Annotated in this window: 21 protein-coding genes; 15 read left to right on the top strand and 6 right to left on the bottom strand. The window is 46.8% G+C overall.

What is annotated here, in order from left to right:
- Window positions 1-10 precede the first annotated feature (10 nt).
- From ACZ5DR_RS08960 to ACZ5DR_RS08915, 10 genes are read left to right on the top strand one after another with little or no spacing between them, the layout of a single operon-like run.
- Window positions 11-328, top strand: a complete 318-nt coding sequence (locus tag ACZ5DR_RS08960; protein ID WP_377368415.1) for a hypothetical protein — start codon at window positions 11-13, stop codon at window positions 326-328.
- Window positions 328-579, top strand: coding sequence for a hypothetical protein (locus ACZ5DR_RS08955; RefSeq protein WP_377368417.1), 252 nt, complete (start codon window positions 328-330; stop codon window positions 577-579). The genes ACZ5DR_RS08960 and ACZ5DR_RS08955 overlap by 1 nt, the downstream gene beginning before the upstream one ends.
- Complete coding sequence (locus ACZ5DR_RS08950; RefSeq protein WP_377368419.1) at window positions 579-1097, top strand: hypothetical protein; 519 nt, start codon at window positions 579-581, stop codon at window positions 1095-1097. Before ACZ5DR_RS08955 ends, ACZ5DR_RS08950 begins: the two co-directional genes overlap by 1 nt.
- The gene (locus ACZ5DR_RS08945) at window positions 1094-1972 is read left to right on the top strand and encodes a hypothetical protein (protein WP_377368421.1); all 879 of its coding nucleotides are present in this window, start codon (window positions 1094-1096) and stop codon (window positions 1970-1972) included. Before ACZ5DR_RS08950 ends, ACZ5DR_RS08945 begins: the two co-directional genes overlap by 4 nt.
- Window positions 1969-2427 (top strand): pyocin knob domain-containing protein, encoded by a 459-nt coding sequence (locus ACZ5DR_RS08940; protein ID WP_377368423.1) that lies wholly within the window; start codon window positions 1969-1971, stop codon window positions 2425-2427. Before ACZ5DR_RS08945 ends, ACZ5DR_RS08940 begins: the two co-directional genes overlap by 4 nt.
- Before the next feature lie 46 nt (window positions 2428-2473).
- The gene (locus tag ACZ5DR_RS08935) at window positions 2474-2821 is read left to right on the top strand and encodes a phage tail fiber protein (RefSeq protein WP_377368425.1); all 348 of its coding nucleotides are present in this window, start codon (window positions 2474-2476) and stop codon (window positions 2819-2821) included.
- A complete protein-coding gene (locus ACZ5DR_RS08930; RefSeq protein ID WP_377368427.1) occupies window positions 2821-3306 on the top strand; it encodes a lytic transglycosylase domain-containing protein in 486 nt (161 codons plus the stop codon). Before ACZ5DR_RS08935 ends, ACZ5DR_RS08930 begins: the two co-directional genes overlap by 1 nt.
- The gene (locus ACZ5DR_RS08925) at window positions 3306-3629 is read left to right on the top strand and encodes a hypothetical protein (RefSeq protein WP_377368429.1); all 324 of its coding nucleotides are present in this window, start codon (window positions 3306-3308) and stop codon (window positions 3627-3629) included. Before ACZ5DR_RS08930 ends, ACZ5DR_RS08925 begins: the two co-directional genes overlap by 1 nt.
- Before the next feature lie 3 nt (window positions 3630-3632).
- Entirely contained in the window at window positions 3633-3791 is a 159-nt protein-coding gene (locus ACZ5DR_RS08920) for a hypothetical protein (RefSeq protein ID WP_377368431.1), read from the top strand.
- Window positions 3791-3925 (top strand): hypothetical protein, encoded by a 135-nt coding sequence (locus tag ACZ5DR_RS08915; protein WP_377368433.1) that lies wholly within the window; start codon window positions 3791-3793, stop codon window positions 3923-3925. The genes ACZ5DR_RS08920 and ACZ5DR_RS08915 overlap by 1 nt, the downstream gene beginning before the upstream one ends.
- 17 nt (window positions 3926-3942) lie before the next feature.
- Here the strand turns inward: ACZ5DR_RS08915 and ACZ5DR_RS08910 are convergent, their stop codons facing one another.
- The 3 genes from ACZ5DR_RS08910 to ACZ5DR_RS08900 all read right to left on the bottom strand — a co-directional run bounded on the left by ACZ5DR_RS08910 (window position 3943) and on the right by ACZ5DR_RS08900 (window position 6711).
- Window positions 3943-4296, bottom strand: coding sequence for a hypothetical protein (locus ACZ5DR_RS08910; RefSeq protein WP_377368435.1), 354 nt, complete (start codon window positions 4294-4296; stop codon window positions 3943-3945).
- Between the two features lie 119 nt (window positions 4297-4415).
- Window positions 4416-5144 carry a hypothetical protein gene (locus ACZ5DR_RS08905; protein WP_377368437.1) on the bottom strand — a complete coding sequence of 243 codons (729 nt, stop codon included), beginning with the start codon at window positions 5142-5144 and terminating at the stop codon, window positions 4416-4418.
- A gap of 436 nt (window positions 5145-5580) precedes the next feature.
- A complete protein-coding gene (locus tag ACZ5DR_RS08900; RefSeq protein WP_377368439.1) occupies window positions 5581-6711 on the bottom strand; it encodes a GGDEF domain-containing protein in 1131 nt (376 codons plus the stop codon).
- A gap of 114 nt (window positions 6712-6825) precedes the next feature.
- Between ACZ5DR_RS08900 and ACZ5DR_RS08895 the strand changes: the two genes are divergently transcribed.
- The 3 genes from ACZ5DR_RS08895 (at window position 6826) to ACZ5DR_RS08885 (ending at window position 10955) form a co-directional block, all read left to right on the top strand.
- Entirely contained in the window at window positions 6826-7806 is a 981-nt protein-coding gene (locus ACZ5DR_RS08895) for a glutathione S-transferase family protein (RefSeq protein ID WP_377368441.1), read from the top strand.
- Window positions 7807-7973: 167 nt separating this feature from the next.
- Window positions 7974-8894: a glucosaminidase domain-containing protein gene (locus ACZ5DR_RS08890; RefSeq protein ID WP_377368442.1), complete on the top strand. Its 921-nt coding sequence runs from the start codon at window positions 7974-7976 to the stop codon at window positions 8892-8894.
- Window positions 8895-9038: 144 nt separating this feature from the next.
- A complete protein-coding gene (locus ACZ5DR_RS08885; RefSeq protein WP_377368444.1) occupies window positions 9039-10955 on the top strand; it encodes a beta-ketoacyl synthase in 1917 nt (638 codons plus the stop codon).
- Window positions 10956-11002: 47 nt separating this feature from the next.
- Here ACZ5DR_RS08885 and ACZ5DR_RS08880 read toward each other — a convergent pair whose 3' ends face one another.
- Complete coding sequence (locus ACZ5DR_RS08880; protein ID WP_377368446.1) at window positions 11003-11884, bottom strand: LysR family transcriptional regulator; 882 nt, start codon at window positions 11882-11884, stop codon at window positions 11003-11005.
- Between the two features lie 142 nt (window positions 11885-12026).
- Here ACZ5DR_RS08880 and ACZ5DR_RS08875 point away from each other — a divergent pair, with 142 nt between their 5' ends.
- Together ACZ5DR_RS08875 and ACZ5DR_RS08870 are read left to right on the top strand one after the other, a co-directional pair.
- On the top strand, window positions 12027-12566 hold the full coding sequence (locus ACZ5DR_RS08875) for a YceI family protein (RefSeq protein ID WP_377368448.1): 540 nt from the start codon (window positions 12027-12029) through the stop codon (window positions 12564-12566).
- 11 nt (window positions 12567-12577) lie between these two features.
- A complete protein-coding gene (locus ACZ5DR_RS08870; protein ID WP_377368450.1) occupies window positions 12578-13429 on the top strand; it encodes a hypothetical protein in 852 nt (283 codons plus the stop codon).
- Between the two features lie 102 nt (window positions 13430-13531).
- On the opposite strand, the gene ACZ5DR_RS08865 is transcribed toward ACZ5DR_RS08870, so the two are convergent.
- Window positions 13532-13945 (bottom strand): hypothetical protein, encoded by a 414-nt coding sequence (locus tag ACZ5DR_RS08865; RefSeq protein ID WP_377368452.1) that lies wholly within the window; start codon window positions 13943-13945, stop codon window positions 13532-13534.
- Between the two features lie 35 nt (window positions 13946-13980).
- Window positions 13981-14862 (bottom strand): sugar nucleotide-binding protein, encoded by an 882-nt coding sequence (locus tag ACZ5DR_RS08860; protein WP_377368454.1) that lies wholly within the window; start codon window positions 14860-14862, stop codon window positions 13981-13983.
- Window position 14863 lies beyond the last annotated feature (1 nt).

Below are 14863 nucleotides of genomic sequence, written 5' to 3'. Positions count from 1 at the left end.
GGGGTGTGGAATGAGTTGGTTTCTAGAGCAGTGGGAAAAAGTGAAAGGCGGCGCGGGGGAACTGGTGGACGGATACGTGGAGCGTGAAGTGGAAGCATCCAACCCAGAACCCGCAAATACGGCCAACATGCCCAAGCAGTCGGAAACCGCCAGTGTTATCAAGTATGACGACACTGCCGCCGCGATTGCGGCACAACAAGCGGCTGAACGTGCCGCCGCCAGCCAGCCAACCGCTTTTATGACGAAGTACGGTAAATGGTTAGCCATTGGCGGTGGCACCGTAGCGGCATTGGGAGTGTTTTCGCTTTTGGCTAAGGGGAAACGCTAATGGACCCAATGACAATGGCCGCGGCGTCTCAAATGGCGGGCTTTGATATGGGCGGCCTGAACATGGGCGGCGGTTCGATTGCCCCTAGTTCGAGTGCTTCCAACCAAGGTGGTACCAACACCGTGGGCGGTGCTGTTTTTGGGAACTACAACCCTGCCGCCACTACAAGCGCCCAACAAAATTGGGTGCCGTGGGTGGTGGGTGGTGCAGTCGCTTTGAGTGCAGTGTTGTTAATGCGTGGAGGTAAGTAATGGGATTATTTAGCTCATCAAGCCGAAGTAGCAATACGACCAACAACGACATTGATAACTACAACTTGCAGGGCACCAACGCTCAAACGGTGGTGGCTGGGAATAACAACACAATCACCAATACCGACTACGGGGCAATTGTGGGGGCGTTGGATTTAGTGTCCCAAAGCGTGGGTAGTAACCAGCTAGTGAGTTTAGCCGCCATGGAACAAAGCGCGGATTTAGCCGAAGTGGGCATGGCCTACGTTGGCGAAGCATGGAAAGACTCGTCCACGTTGGCAGTCGATACCGCAAAAAACGCCGCCAACATGATTGATGAAATCAGCCGTAACAACTCGGATCGCGTGGAGCATATGGCGACAGCTGTAGCAACGGATGGGCAAAACCTGATTGCTGAAAACGGCCTCAACTTTCAAACGAAGATGGCTGAAAACAGTAGACAGTTTATGTACGTGATTGGCGGTGTTAGCTGTGTCGCTGTGCTGGGAATGGCATTGCTCGCTAAGGGGGCTAAATGAAACATGAAATGCGCTTAAACCCGAACGAACGCTGGGACATTACCGCAACGGGGCGCTATATCGGTTATTCCAGTGGTTCACCTGAAATTGAAATAGTGATTGATGGGGAACCCCACTTTCTTGGTGTCAATGAGGTGTTGAGACTGGATGAGCCCTTTAAGGCATTCAGCGTGCGCAATGCGTCCGACTATGCGGGTGACATTGTTATCAAAACAGGAACCGGTGCCCTGTATATGGCGGGTGATGGACAGCTAACCGAAGTTCTCTCTGTGCGTGAGACGGTGAAAACCAACATGCTAAACGCTGGGGAAATCACCGACCCGATTTTAGTGGCACTTGCTCAAACGCTAACGGCGAACGTCTCTAACACTGGCGATATTAGTAACCCAATCGTTGCGGCACTGGCCCAAACACTGACGGCAAATGTCTCCAACACTGGCGACATCAGTAACCCAATCGTTGCGGCACTGGCCCAAACGCTAACGGCGAATGTCTCCAACACTGGCGACATTAGTAACCCGATTGTGGCCGCGCTGGCCCAAACGCTGACGGCGAACGTCTCCAACACAGGCGACATTAGCAACCCGATTGTGACGGCACTAGCCCAGACATTGGAAACACTAGAAAAGCCTGCCACTGAATTGGCGAGTTCTTCTAAAACGTTTACGGCGGGGGAATCGTTCACGATCACTGCCAATGCAAACCGCCGTGATGTGACCATCATGGCATCGGAAGACAATACAGACACGGTGATTGTGGCGGGTATCCCGCTTCGCGCTGGTCAGTATGTGGAATTAACTAAATACACAGGCGCGGTCACTGCCCAAGCAGTCGCCGCAAACGATCAAATTTTTATTACTGAGGTAATCAAATGAAAGTAGGTTCTCAATCAACCTTAAATGATTTGGCGTTACTAGATAGTCAAATCGAAGCGATTAACGCCACGATTTCAAAGCTGAACTCAGACGTTAGCCAATTCGCGGATATCAACAACCTCCACACTTTTATGAAGGTTCGCCCAACACTCACGACAGAAGATTTTTTTGTGATTCGTGAGCCGGGCATTTACAAAATTCAGAATGGATCACAGACCCCTAACCCTAATCGACCTCCTGAGCTTCGTTGGGGCTTGGCTAATTTGTATGGCTCACTCGTTGTTTACCGTTCTGAAATCAACGGTGAAAACCGAACAGTAATCGACTTCCTAAGTGATGGTGGTGCTCGATTCACAGCCCATTCAAATAATGGTGGCTGGAGTGAGTGGAGCGAAATTCCTGTCATTGGCGAGACGGCTATTGTTGATGCTGACGGCTTCATTAAAACGGTCTAAGCGCCGCGCTTAGACTCCTGAAAGAATCACAAAAGGAACATAAAACATGGCAATTATCCAAACCACAGCGGCGCTGAACTTGCTACCAGATGGCGTAAATAAAAACAGCACACAGCCACAGATGACAACCGAACGTCTAGAGCTTGGCGTTTACCAGATTGGCGGCGTAATCAGTCTAGCGTCTGAGGGCTGGCGCACCACGATCAAGAAAGACGATAACGGTGATCCATCTATCTCACTGGCAACAGAAGCCAACGAAACAGGCGTATTGGTCCGCACTTACGAACGCGGCACCACTACCCCTACTGACATCATCGGCGCGTTAACGCTTCGCTTTGACGTAGAAGTAGAAGTGCCTGACGTTGAGCCAGTAGCCGAAGAACCAGCCGCGTAATGAACAAGGGGGCATGGCTAGTGGTGGTGTGTGCCGCCGCTGGCCTGTACATCATGCTTAATCGAAAATGGACACCGCCCGAAGCGGCGCAACCGTACCTTGCTGACATCATGGCGGCTGAATACCAATACGGTATGCCGCGTTATCTGTTAGCACGACTACTCTACCAAGAGAGCCGCTACCGCCAAGACATCATAGCAGGCGAAACAACCAGTTCAGCTGGGGCCGTAGGTATCGCTCAAATTGTCCCACGTTGGCATCCCGAGGTAGACCCGCTTAACCCCGTGGCAAGCATATACTACGCGGCCAAGTATCTGGCGAAACTTAAGACGCGTTTTGGTGATTGGGAAACCGCGTTAGCGGCTTATAACTGGGGACCAACGGCGGTTAGTAACTCAATGAAAACAGCGGGTGAAAAGTGGCTGGCATCCGCCCCAACTGAGACGCAAAACTATGTGTCCGAAATTTGGGGAGACGTTGCGTAATGGCTGTGTTTACAGACAAGCAACTACTAGCCTTGGCCGTTGTTGGCGGCTTGGGGGCATGGTTTATCTACAACCGCGCCGCCCGAGTCGTCAACGACACAATAGAAACAGCGGGTGAAGTGGGCGAAGCCGTTGGGTTCCTAGGAGAATACTACCTAGATCAAGCAGTGGACTATGTATCTAGCGCGCTGGAAACCGATCCATTCGACAAAAAGTTCCGCCACCAACTGCCCCTTTTCAATGACGAACAATACGAGCGTTGGAAAGCGGCCGTACAAGCTGGACAAATCGAAAACAACCTACCCGACCCAACACAGGAATAAACCATGAAGGGACTGAACAAATTCATTAGCAACAACAAGAAAGCACTAGGCGCGTTAGTTGTCGTGATCGGCACAGCATTCACGCCAGTGCCCTCTGCAATCTGGAACATTGCCGCCCCGTTGATCGTCAACGGCGTAGAACAAGCCACAGAGGGCGAATAGTGGAACTGGAAATTATCAAACTACTGACAGGGACAGGAGCCGACACGGTCACAATCATAATCGGCTGGGTGCTGATCAAACACGAACTACGCATTCAAAAGCTAGAAAGCGGAAAAGAAAAAGGGGCAGATTAAGCCCCTACAACTCTGAATTAGCTCAATGATGGAAGCACATTTTTTTCATAGATCACATTGATCCCATCACAAATTTTTTCAACGCAATCATCAATGGAAAGATGGTTTGACTTTTCTATTGTGCTAGAGACAAAGAAACACTTACTTGAATTTTGAATAAGTTTAAAGCCTACCAGACGGTTTTCATTCATGAATACTCTAACGCGTGAGTCATGAATCGTGTGCTCTAACATTTCCCAGTTGGAAAGTGAATCATATGCAGTTAGATCGAATAAATAGTCCAAAGTGCTATTGTTTTCGTGAGCGACATAGAGCTCAAAATTCTTTTCTACAGCTTTGACCCAACGGCCACAATAACTAACAATTTCCATTCTGTTACTCCCTTCTCAAATGATAAAAAACTATCTTCTTGGTCTATCTTTAGGTAAAGCATAACAGCTCTATATTTGGTGTGGTGCTTAAGTTAGAGGATTCTGAATAAATAGTAATTCTACTGACGATAAAAATCCCCACCTATCCAAGCATCGTCCCGATATGCAAAAAGCGTCAGCGTTTCCACATCATCCTCTGCACCACTAGCAGCAAGACCAGCAGAATAAGAACCATTCAAACTATCGTCTGTACACTCCGAGGCGGTAGCCGTCATTGAGAATGCGGAATAACGGTAGTCTTCATCCTTTAGCACAACCGTGACTAGGCATCCCAGTTCTAACGAACGCAACGAAGCGACACCATTTGTCATCGTAAACGTGTCACTAGCCCCATCATCATACTGATACCACGTCCCATTTAAGTCTGATAAATCACGACTCTTTTTAAACTGGTTGTTATTTTCGGTATCACCTGTGCCTGCAAAAGTGAACGTATCAGAACCATACTTTAGGCTGGCAGATAAAGCGCCATTATTAAATGAAACGGTAGAGTCATATGTGTATTTATCATCACCGTCTATCTCGTAAAGAATCCCCGTTCCCGTGTTACCGTTCCAATTAAGGTCACCATATACAATAGAGCCTTCGGCGTTAATAAACGTGAACCCTGATTCGTTCACAAACGCCACCGACTCATATGTATTATCGTAAATGCTGGACGTGCCATACCAATATCCCACCGCACCACTGATAGCGGTATTCGTAGAAGTTGACTCGCTAGAACTACCGCCGCCACCGCAAGCAGTAAGAAAAACAGACGCCGCAACGGGCAAAAGAAGTGCTTTCATATCCTTGATTCCTTGTTATCCAAATAACGGCGGGGATAGTAGCACAGCTAGGCATTAGATAAAGATCAACGGGAAAAGCTAAAAGAGAAATAAAGTGTCCATATAGTGTCCACTTAGCGGGGTAAATATGGGTAAAAACTGTATAAATAAACAGTAAAAATAAAGCCTTAAGACCCTGAAACGCCCGTATTATGGGCGTTTTCAAGGCATTAAAAAGGGGAGCAAAGCTCCCCGTTCCCCTCACAGCAGTTCGGTGTTAGGCGTACACCTTTTGCGCTGCTGTACCACGTTGGCCCCGGTTGCCATGAGAGTTACCTCCCATTGCGAACTAGGTTATTGCAACAGGCATTGCAATAAATCTTGAATATTCGGTCAGATTACCTATCTTGCTTTAAAAGCGCAAGATATTTTTGACCGACTGTTCAACTTTATTAAATTAGGCCACCACAACGCAGTTCCGGCCCTTCTTTTTAGCCTTATAAAGCGCTTCATCGGCACGCTTTATAACTTCAGAAGACCTTTCATCTGGCTGGACCATCGCCAATCCCATGCTCGCAGTCACCGTTACAAATTTTTCTTTGTCATCTTTGGAGACATCTAACGGCTGCAAGTGAATTTGCTCACGAATATCCTCTAATATAGCCTCTGCATAGTCACAAGAGCGGCCTTTAAACAACAAGGTAAACTCCTCTCCTCCATAACGATAAACAGAAGCTGGACCAGAATGCTTCAATAAGACTCGGCCAACGATTCTGAGTACCTCATCGCCTTTATCATGACCGTGGGAGTCGTTAAATTTTTTAAAATGATCCACATCTAACATAGCAATGGCATAGGACTTGGGTAATGCCAGCATTGCCTCATTCAATGCTCGGCGACTGGGCAATTGCGTTAACTCGTCTCGAAAAGCCATACGATGGCTTTCAGCAACGATGAACCAAATCCAAATTAAAATTTGCGCACTGCGTAACGCTGCTTCTTGCTGTGGTGAAAACGTCATAAACTCGATCAGCAAGAGTGCAACCATACTGACTAAAACCGCTGACGAAAATCCGTCTGCTCCCCGCCACCAAACCACAACACTGACCAGCATGGTAATCAAAATGACAGCCCAACAGATTAAGGTTGTTAGGGACATCTGGAATCCAGGCACCATTACCTGAAGAAAGTTAAAATTGATCCAACTCTTTTCGTAAAAAAAGCTCCAAGCCACCAGCATGGAAAGAAACAGCAGGCGATTTAACCCGTACCGATTAAAAAAGCCTCTTTCCTTTAGTAATAAAAGTAAGCCAAGCCCTAAGGCCGTAATGGTCGCCGAGCTTGATGGCACACCGCCATTGGACACATAGGGATAAAAAGCGGGCAAAAGCAGTAAACCACCCGCGAGCAGCACCTTACCTCGATTAAAGTGCCAAGCGAGAAATACCATGACCACTGCCAAAATATAGGGCAGCAGCGGTAATAAAGAGAGTGCCAATGCTGGCAACTCCAATACATAGGCACTAGCAAATAAGCCAGCAAGTAAGACAAATAGCGGGACTAATAAGGGGCCTGTTTTTTGAGGCATGAACGAACCCATCGAACCTTTCGATTAAACCAAATCAATATCTTGCCCCGAAAAGCAGGCATTTTCATTAATAATAAGAGTTAAATAGCAGTAAATTTAAGATGAGAGAATATTATGGGTTTATTAATTGATGGTAAATGGCACGACCAGTGGTACGACACAAAAGCCACTAACGGTAAATTTGTCCGCTCACAATCACAATTTCGTAACTGGCTAGTGGCACCAAAAGACTATGACGCCGACAACTCAAAACACTTTCCTGCCGAGTCTGGCCGCTATCACCTGTATGTGTCATTAGCCTGTCCTTGGGCGCATCGCACATTGATATTTCGCCAACTGAAAGAGCTAGAAGCACACATCAGCGTAAGTTGTGTTCACCCACACATGCTGGAGAACGGCTGGCAATTTAAGCAGGAAGAACGTTTTGATGACGCCCAAGTTCCGACTGGAGACCCATTGTTTGGCTCTGACTTCGCCCATCAAATCTACACTAAAGCAGATCCCAAATACTCTGGTCGCGTGACAGTGCCGATTCTTTGGGACAAACACACCAATACCATTGTCTCCAACGAATCTGCAGACATCATCCGCATGTTTAATAGCGCTTTTAATGATCTAACAGGTAATCAAGATGATTATTACCCAGAGGAAAAACGCGCTGAGATCGATGACATCAATGATCGCATTTATGACACCGTCAATAATGGGGTGTATAAATCAGGTTTTGCCACCACTCAAGAGGCCTACGAAGAAGCAGTAGCCCCCTTATTTGAAACACTGGACTTCCTTGAGCAGCGCTTAGAAACACAAGCTTATCTTGTTGGCGAGCAAGCCACAGAAGCGGACTGGCGGCTATTCACCACCTTGATTCGCTTTGATCCGGTTTACTTTGGCCATTTCAAATGCAACTTACGACGCATCATTGATTACCCAAATTTAAATGCCTACTTAGAGGGTTTATACAACACAGCAAACGTGGCAAAGACAGTAAACCTCACTCATATTAAGCAACACTATTACTACAGCCACGACACAATTAACCCTACTCGCGTCGTTCCTAAAGGGCCTGACACGCTTTTTCGTAGTGATATGTAACTTCGAAATTAAGGGAAAATTAAGCAGTTTTGACAATCCCTAGACGCAAAACTATCAAAGTGCCGAAATTTTTTAGATAATGTTCTGCTAATACATAGTTTGCAATACTGAGCGGTTTACCCCTAACCGCTCTTGTTTGCATCGGTGCTAATTACAGATGGTTGATTATGGAACGTAAGCTACTTTGGGTTATTTCATGTATCGTCATTTTTATCCTATGGATAAAAATTGACCCTCAAAGCACGTCGCCGGCTCCTGCTCAAGAGCCATCAAAAGCGGCAAGCAAGACAGATGCGCCTACCAAGGCTAAACAGAAAGAGAGTCAGTCCACAAAGCAGGACAAAGACTCTGAAACCCCTGTAACAGAGCAAGAAAAGGCTTACTTTAAAAGCCATCCGATTACCGGTGAGGCACCAAACTTCGCCGAAATTTCAGATATTCCAACCAGAAAAGATGCCTTCTTTAATTTCTTAACGCCATTCGTGCATGAGAAAAATGCACTTCAGCTTGAAGATCGCGCTCGCATTGAGAAGATCTTGGCGAAGGGCCAACCCTTTAGCGCGGAAGACTTATCCTGGGTCGGCGCCCAACGCAGCATCCACCGCCTTAAGAAAGTCGAAGAATACGGTCCTGAGCACATTCAAGCACTGCTTAAATATGTTGATATTATCCCCACTTCCTTAGTCTTGGCTCAGGCAGCTAACGAGTCCGCTTGGGGTACTTCACGTTTCGCAACAGAGGGCAACAACTACTTTGGCCAATGGTGTTTCCGTAAAGGATGTGGCTTAGTACCAAACTCCCGTTCTGACGATGCCGATCACGAAGTACGTAAGTTCAATGACGCCCGCGAATCTGTATTTGCCTACATTGATAATCTTAATAGCAACCCTGCTTATCGAGAGTTACGCAATATTCGCGCAGAGCTTAGAACGAATGAAAGCACGATTACTGGTTTAGCTTTGGTTCACGGTTTAGAAAAATATTCTGAGCGTGGGCAAGAGTATGTGGATGAGATCGAGAGCTTGATCGATTACAACGAGTTATGGCGCTTTAACGTCCACACAGACAACCAAGAGCCTAACGAATAACGCCAAATCCGCCCCCTTACACAACTTTTGCTTGTCTAGGGGGGATTTACCTGCTTTTTCCCATTGCTTAGGGTGGCAGTCGCTCCCTTCCTTCCATTACAATAACCTCCGTTATTATCCCATTTCTAAATCGAGGACATTCCTTTGGCCCGTTTACCTGTTATCGTAGGCTTTGGCGGAATCAATTCGGCTGGACGTACTTCTTTTCATCAAGCATACCGTCGAATCATTTTTGATCTACTTCCCACAGCCCTTCAGCAGGAGGTTCTCCTAGACCTCGCAACTATTACTCAACTAGCTGAGCACCAAAACGGTCTTTGGTTAACCCCTGATGGGGAAGCACTCGATGCTGATACACTGATTGATACTTTTGGTGAAGAGCTTCTCGCTCGCACCTTGATTCGCCGCATCCACCCTAGTCTATTTGACGTAGACAATGTGGTGCTGCACAAGAGCTCTGCCCTATCGCCAGTCAGCGAAGGCGAAAAGCTTAGCTTCAGTGTTAAGACACGCTCCTTACCAGAGAACATCCCTGCTAACTGGCAAGTAAAAGAGCTGTCCAAAACTCATAGCGAAATTACGGTAGACGGCACACTAGAAACCTTTATCAAGGATACCAAGCCCCTTTCTGTGAAAGCGGCAGGTCAACTACCAACCGGGTTTGACCCATCTAAACTGTACCAGAGCCGTAACCATCCTCGCGGCCTACAAATGACAGTTTATGGCGCATCCGATGCCGTCCTAAGCAGTGGCTTGGACTGGGACACGGTACGCAATCATGTGGCCCCAGACCAAGTGGCTGTCTATGCTGCTAACTCTATCGGTCAAATGGACGACCTTGGCTTTGGCGGTATGCTGAAGTCCGCCCTAATGGGCAAACGCACGACTTCTAAGCATTTGCCTTTGGGTTATGCGCAAATGCCAGCAGACTTTGTAAATGCTTACATACTTGGCTCCGTTGGCAACGTAGGCACGTCCATTGGTGCTTGTGCGACCTACTTCTTTAACCTTGAGCGTGCGGTCGAGCAAATCAAATCAGGCAAGGTCCGTATTGCCATGGTGGGTGGCAGTGATGCGCCTATTACTCCTGAAATCATTGAAGGCTTCCGCACCATGGGTGCGCTGGCTGAAGACACTGCCCTGCTGGCATTAGATCAGCTAGAAAATCAAAAAGAGCCAGACCATACTCGTAGTTGCCGTCCGTTCGCCCAAAACTGTGGCTTTACCATCGGTGAATCTAGCCAATGGACGCTACTTATGGACGACGAACTTGCCCTAGAGTTAGGCGCGACGATTTATGGTGCTATCCCAGCCGTCTACGCGTTTGCTGACGGCTATAAAAAATCTATCTCTGCGCCAGGGGTAGGCAACTACCTCACCATGAGTAAGGCAATGGCTTACCTGCAAAACATCATCGGTGAAGAAGGTCTGACCCAACACACCTTTATCCAAGCACACGGCACAAGTACTCCGCAAAACCGTGTCACTGAGTCCCATGTATTGAGCCAAGCGGCAGCAAGCTTCGGCGCCGAAGCTATGCCAGTGACCGCTATGAAAGCTTACCTTGGACACTCCCAAGGGACAGCCGGTGGTGATCAGCTACATCTTTCATTAGGTGTTTGGGAGCACGGTGTATTGCCTGGCATCTTGACGTCTACTGCTGTGGCAGATGATGTCTACACTGATGGGCTTAAATTCCAGCTAAAACACGAAGACTACGGTAAAGAGCACTTCAAAGCTGCACTACTGAACTCCAAAGGTTTTGGCGGTAACAATGCAACAGCTGTCTTGCTATCACCTTTTAAAGCGATTGAAATGCTGCAAAAGCGCTATAGCGCAGAGCAAATGAAAGCTTACGAAGCGAAAAATGCGGAAGTTAAAAAAGCCGCAGAACGTTACAACGAAGCGGCAATTCGTGGTGAGATTGAGCCAATCTACCGCTTTGGTTTCAACGTTCTTGGTGGTGAAGAGCTTAACATTACCGATAAGCAAATTTCCCTTCCAGGCTACGAAATGCCAGTAGATCTAAAGGTTGCCAACGAATTCGACGACCTCGTTTAATACCTTACAGCTGTGTGGCCAACCCTATTCTAAGGTTGGCCACACGCTTACTGCAGCTTCTTAATTAAGAAATCGATCAGTAATCTCACCTTTTTTGGCAACAGCTTTCTATCGGCATAGACCGCATAAAACTGCCCAGAGAAAGTTTCATAGTCATCCAATAGGTGCACCAGTTCCCCAGTTTTCAAATACTTCTCTACCAAAAAATCTGGCTGCATAATGATGCCAGCGCCTTCCACCGCCAATCGAGTCAAAGCACCGCCGTTGTTGGCAGAGAGAGTGCCACTAATCGAAGCCTCTTCTGTCACACCATCTTTTGTAAACACCCAACGACCAGTGTTCGGCGCATTTGTGTAGACCAGACAATCATGCTGGCTCAGCTCATTAGGAAATTTAGGGACACCTTTACGCTCAAGGTACTTAGGCGAAGCACAAACATAACCTTGCATGCGACACAAAGGACGAGCGATAAAATGATCGCCCCCTAAATCACCGCCCCGTACTGCCAGATCAATGCCAGACTCAGTCAAATCAACACGCTTGTCACTGAAGTCGACTTCCAGACTAATCTCAGGGTACAAACTGGAAAACTCACTCAGAATTGGCACCATATGGGACAAACCAAAATCCATCGGCACACTCAAACGCAGATGACCTTTGGGCTGATGGGTTAAATCCCCTAAATCACTTTCTGCCTCTTCAATCGCTTCTAAGATTGGCACGCAGTGTCGATAGTATTGCTTCCCAGCGTAGGTAATACTGATATTACGAGTATTACGATGCAGCAATTTAGCACCCAGCTCCTCTTCCAAGGCGTTGATATAACGAGTCACCATAGGTCGAGAGATGTCCAGTGATTCACTGGCCATCTTGAAGCTTTCTGCTTCATAGACTCGACAAAATACCTTCATCGCTTGCAGCTTATCCATCAGTACTCCTAATTAGCGAAAAAGTTCCACAAACATTATTTCACAATATGAAACAGTGAATTATATATCGGTGTAATTATGTATTGAAAGAAACTGATTATACTTGGTCTCATCATAAATCAACGAATAGCGGAGACCCCCTATGAAAGCATTACTTTTAACGACAGCCGTTCTAGCGTCTGGAAGCGTTTTAGCAGCAGATTACAATGTTGACCCAGCTCACTCTGCAGTGACTTTTGAAGTAGGCCACTTAGGCGTTAGTACAACAGCAGGTCGCTTTAACGAGTTCGAAGGCAACTTCACTATCAATGATGACAAAAAGTCTGGTAGTGCTTCTTTCACAATCAAGGCCGACAGTGTTGATACCAACCATGCTGCACGTGACAAGCACCTACGTAGCCCAGACTTTTTGGATGTAAAACAATTCCCAACTCTGACGTTCACCAGCACTTCCTTTAACGGCGAAGAGTTAACAGGTGACCTAACACTTCACGGCGTGACTAAGTCAGTAACGTTTGACGTGGAAATGATCGGTGAAGGCAACGACCCATGGGGTGGTTACCGCGCAGGTTTCGAAGCAAGCACAACCATCAAGCGTAGTGACTTTGGCGTTAGCTACTTCATTCCTGGTGTGACTGACGAAACTGAAATCGAAATCTTCGTTGAAGGCATTCGCCAGTAATAGGAGCAGTTATGTACGAGGAAGCAGGTAACTCCAACCTAATAATGCTACTCAATACTGCGATTTACCCCTTTCTTGTTGCTGCTGTATTGACCTTGCTACTTGGCAAGGTCAATACAAAGCTCACAACGATCGGCTCCGCAGCAGGCTTTTTTGTTGGTCTATTTTTGATCCATACTGGCTTGAATCTTCCGCCATCTAAAGCGTTAGACTTCTTAACGGTGACCTTAGCACTAGGCCTATTGGTTTCATTTATTGAAACAACATCATTATCCGATAAAGCCAAAATGAGCGTTGGGGTGATTGCGTTAGTGGTAAGTTTTTACCTCTTGCTCAACCCAGTTCTTAGACACCAAGGCCAAGCCATCAGTATTGTCTGTGCGCTCGCCGTTGCTGCCATCACCGCCATTGTTTCTGGATTACAAAAACTTGGTGCGAGTGAACGTTACTCCCATGCGCCAGCACTGTCTTTGATCGTGGTCGCAGCCGTGACTGCACCGGTAGTATCAATCGGGGGCAGCCTATTAATAGGCCAGTTACTTGGCGTATTTGCCGCAAGCATGGGGGGCTTAGTACTCATCCAACGCTTTGTTTGGAATACATCAAGCACAAGCGCTGTGACCCTAGGCTCATTTGTCTTAGCGGGTTTACTTGCCCAAGCACATGTACTTGCCGATCTGCCTATTTGGACCATGCTGGTTGCTTATTTGGCACTGATAGTCAATATAGGACTTGGCTGGGTCATGAAAGAAGATGGTACTGTCATCAGCACAATTAAAGCCATCATCCCGCAAGTCATAGTGAGTGCAGCCATCGCTGGCCTGTCACTATGGTCTGTGTGGCCAGAAAGCAGCTTGTACTAACAGCACTAGATAGCCCATCTAAAATGCAAAATGCCCGCTTTAACAATTAAAGCGGGCATTTTTATGCCATATGCAGCAATCCAAATCGAATCAATCGACGGATCAACTCTTAAAGATAGTTCGAGATGCACGCCAAAAGGGCAATACACAAGCCGCTAATAAACAGCTAATAAACCCAAAAGAAAGGAAATAGCCAATGCTGATATGAGAAAAATCTAAAAACATACTGATGAAGATAATATTAGGGATCACCACAAAAACCCAACTACCTATGATCATCAACATCATATCAAAACCAGATGTTAGGTGACTCTTCACCAACATCCAGCCACTAAAATAGGTATAGAGAAATAACGCAACCGCAAACACTACCAAGGTTTCAGTTTTAATATGCTGCAACGCCAAGCTCTCTAGGTCTGAAGCGACATCTGATGGTGCTGCAGTATACCAAATCGCTGCCACCAGCAATTGCACGACATATACCACAAGTACAGCTTTGAGGTTCACCTTATACACTTAGTTACCTTCCCTAATTTACCCCAATCTTTAGATCAGGCCTGCTGATACAAATCTTTGATTAGCCCTCGTAATACCGGACGCCACGAACGCTGCTTTATGCCAAAATGGTTAAAAATCTTACGGCATGAGAGGGATTGACGCTTAACCTCTATCGCCATCTCTAAGGCGGAGGCAGTATCCCCCATACTTTCTAGGGCTGTTTGAGCCTGAACATCGAATTGGCTTGAAGTGGTCAATACCGCTTCTACCAATCCCATCCAGCTCACCTCTTCGGAACAGCAATAGTGGTAAATACCAGTATTTTGTGCCCCATAATGTCTTTGTTTGACTACAGAAAGCAAAACCCGCGCCACATCCGTTACCGGAGTTGGGCAACCAATGGCCGTATCATGAAACTCGATTTTGACGCCCTTCTTAACCAAGTTAATCGTATTGGAGACAAAATCATCTTGAGCGCCACTAAAAAGCCAACCAGTCCGTAACACAATGTTTTTGTCCGATGACAAGACAATGCTCTCTGCCTCGATCAAGCGTTTCGCATGACGACTGCGGCCATTCGCTTCATCATTTTCAAGATAAGACGCATCCTTATCACCAGTAAAAACCTGCACACCACTAAGCATGTACATCAACGGACACTGTTCTCGCCCTACGACTTGCTTCAAGATCTCCAAGTACTCTTGGTAATCGTCTTGGGTCACACTGCGAAGAGAGTAAGCATCAATCACTGCATCACAGTATTGCGTATCAATAATCGACGATCTCAATACAGAAATCACTTCATCACAGGGAGTTTGAAGCCAGTCAAAATCAAAATCATTGTCGTAGTAATTTAAAATTGCGCGCCCTAACTCCGTATCACTGCCCAGCAATACCACCTTCATTGGCGCATTAATATCTCGTTGTTTAGTCAAC

It is taken from the genome of Marinomonas vaga (genome assembly GCF_055388305.1).
This window is presented reverse-complemented; position numbering and strand designations above follow the sequence as displayed.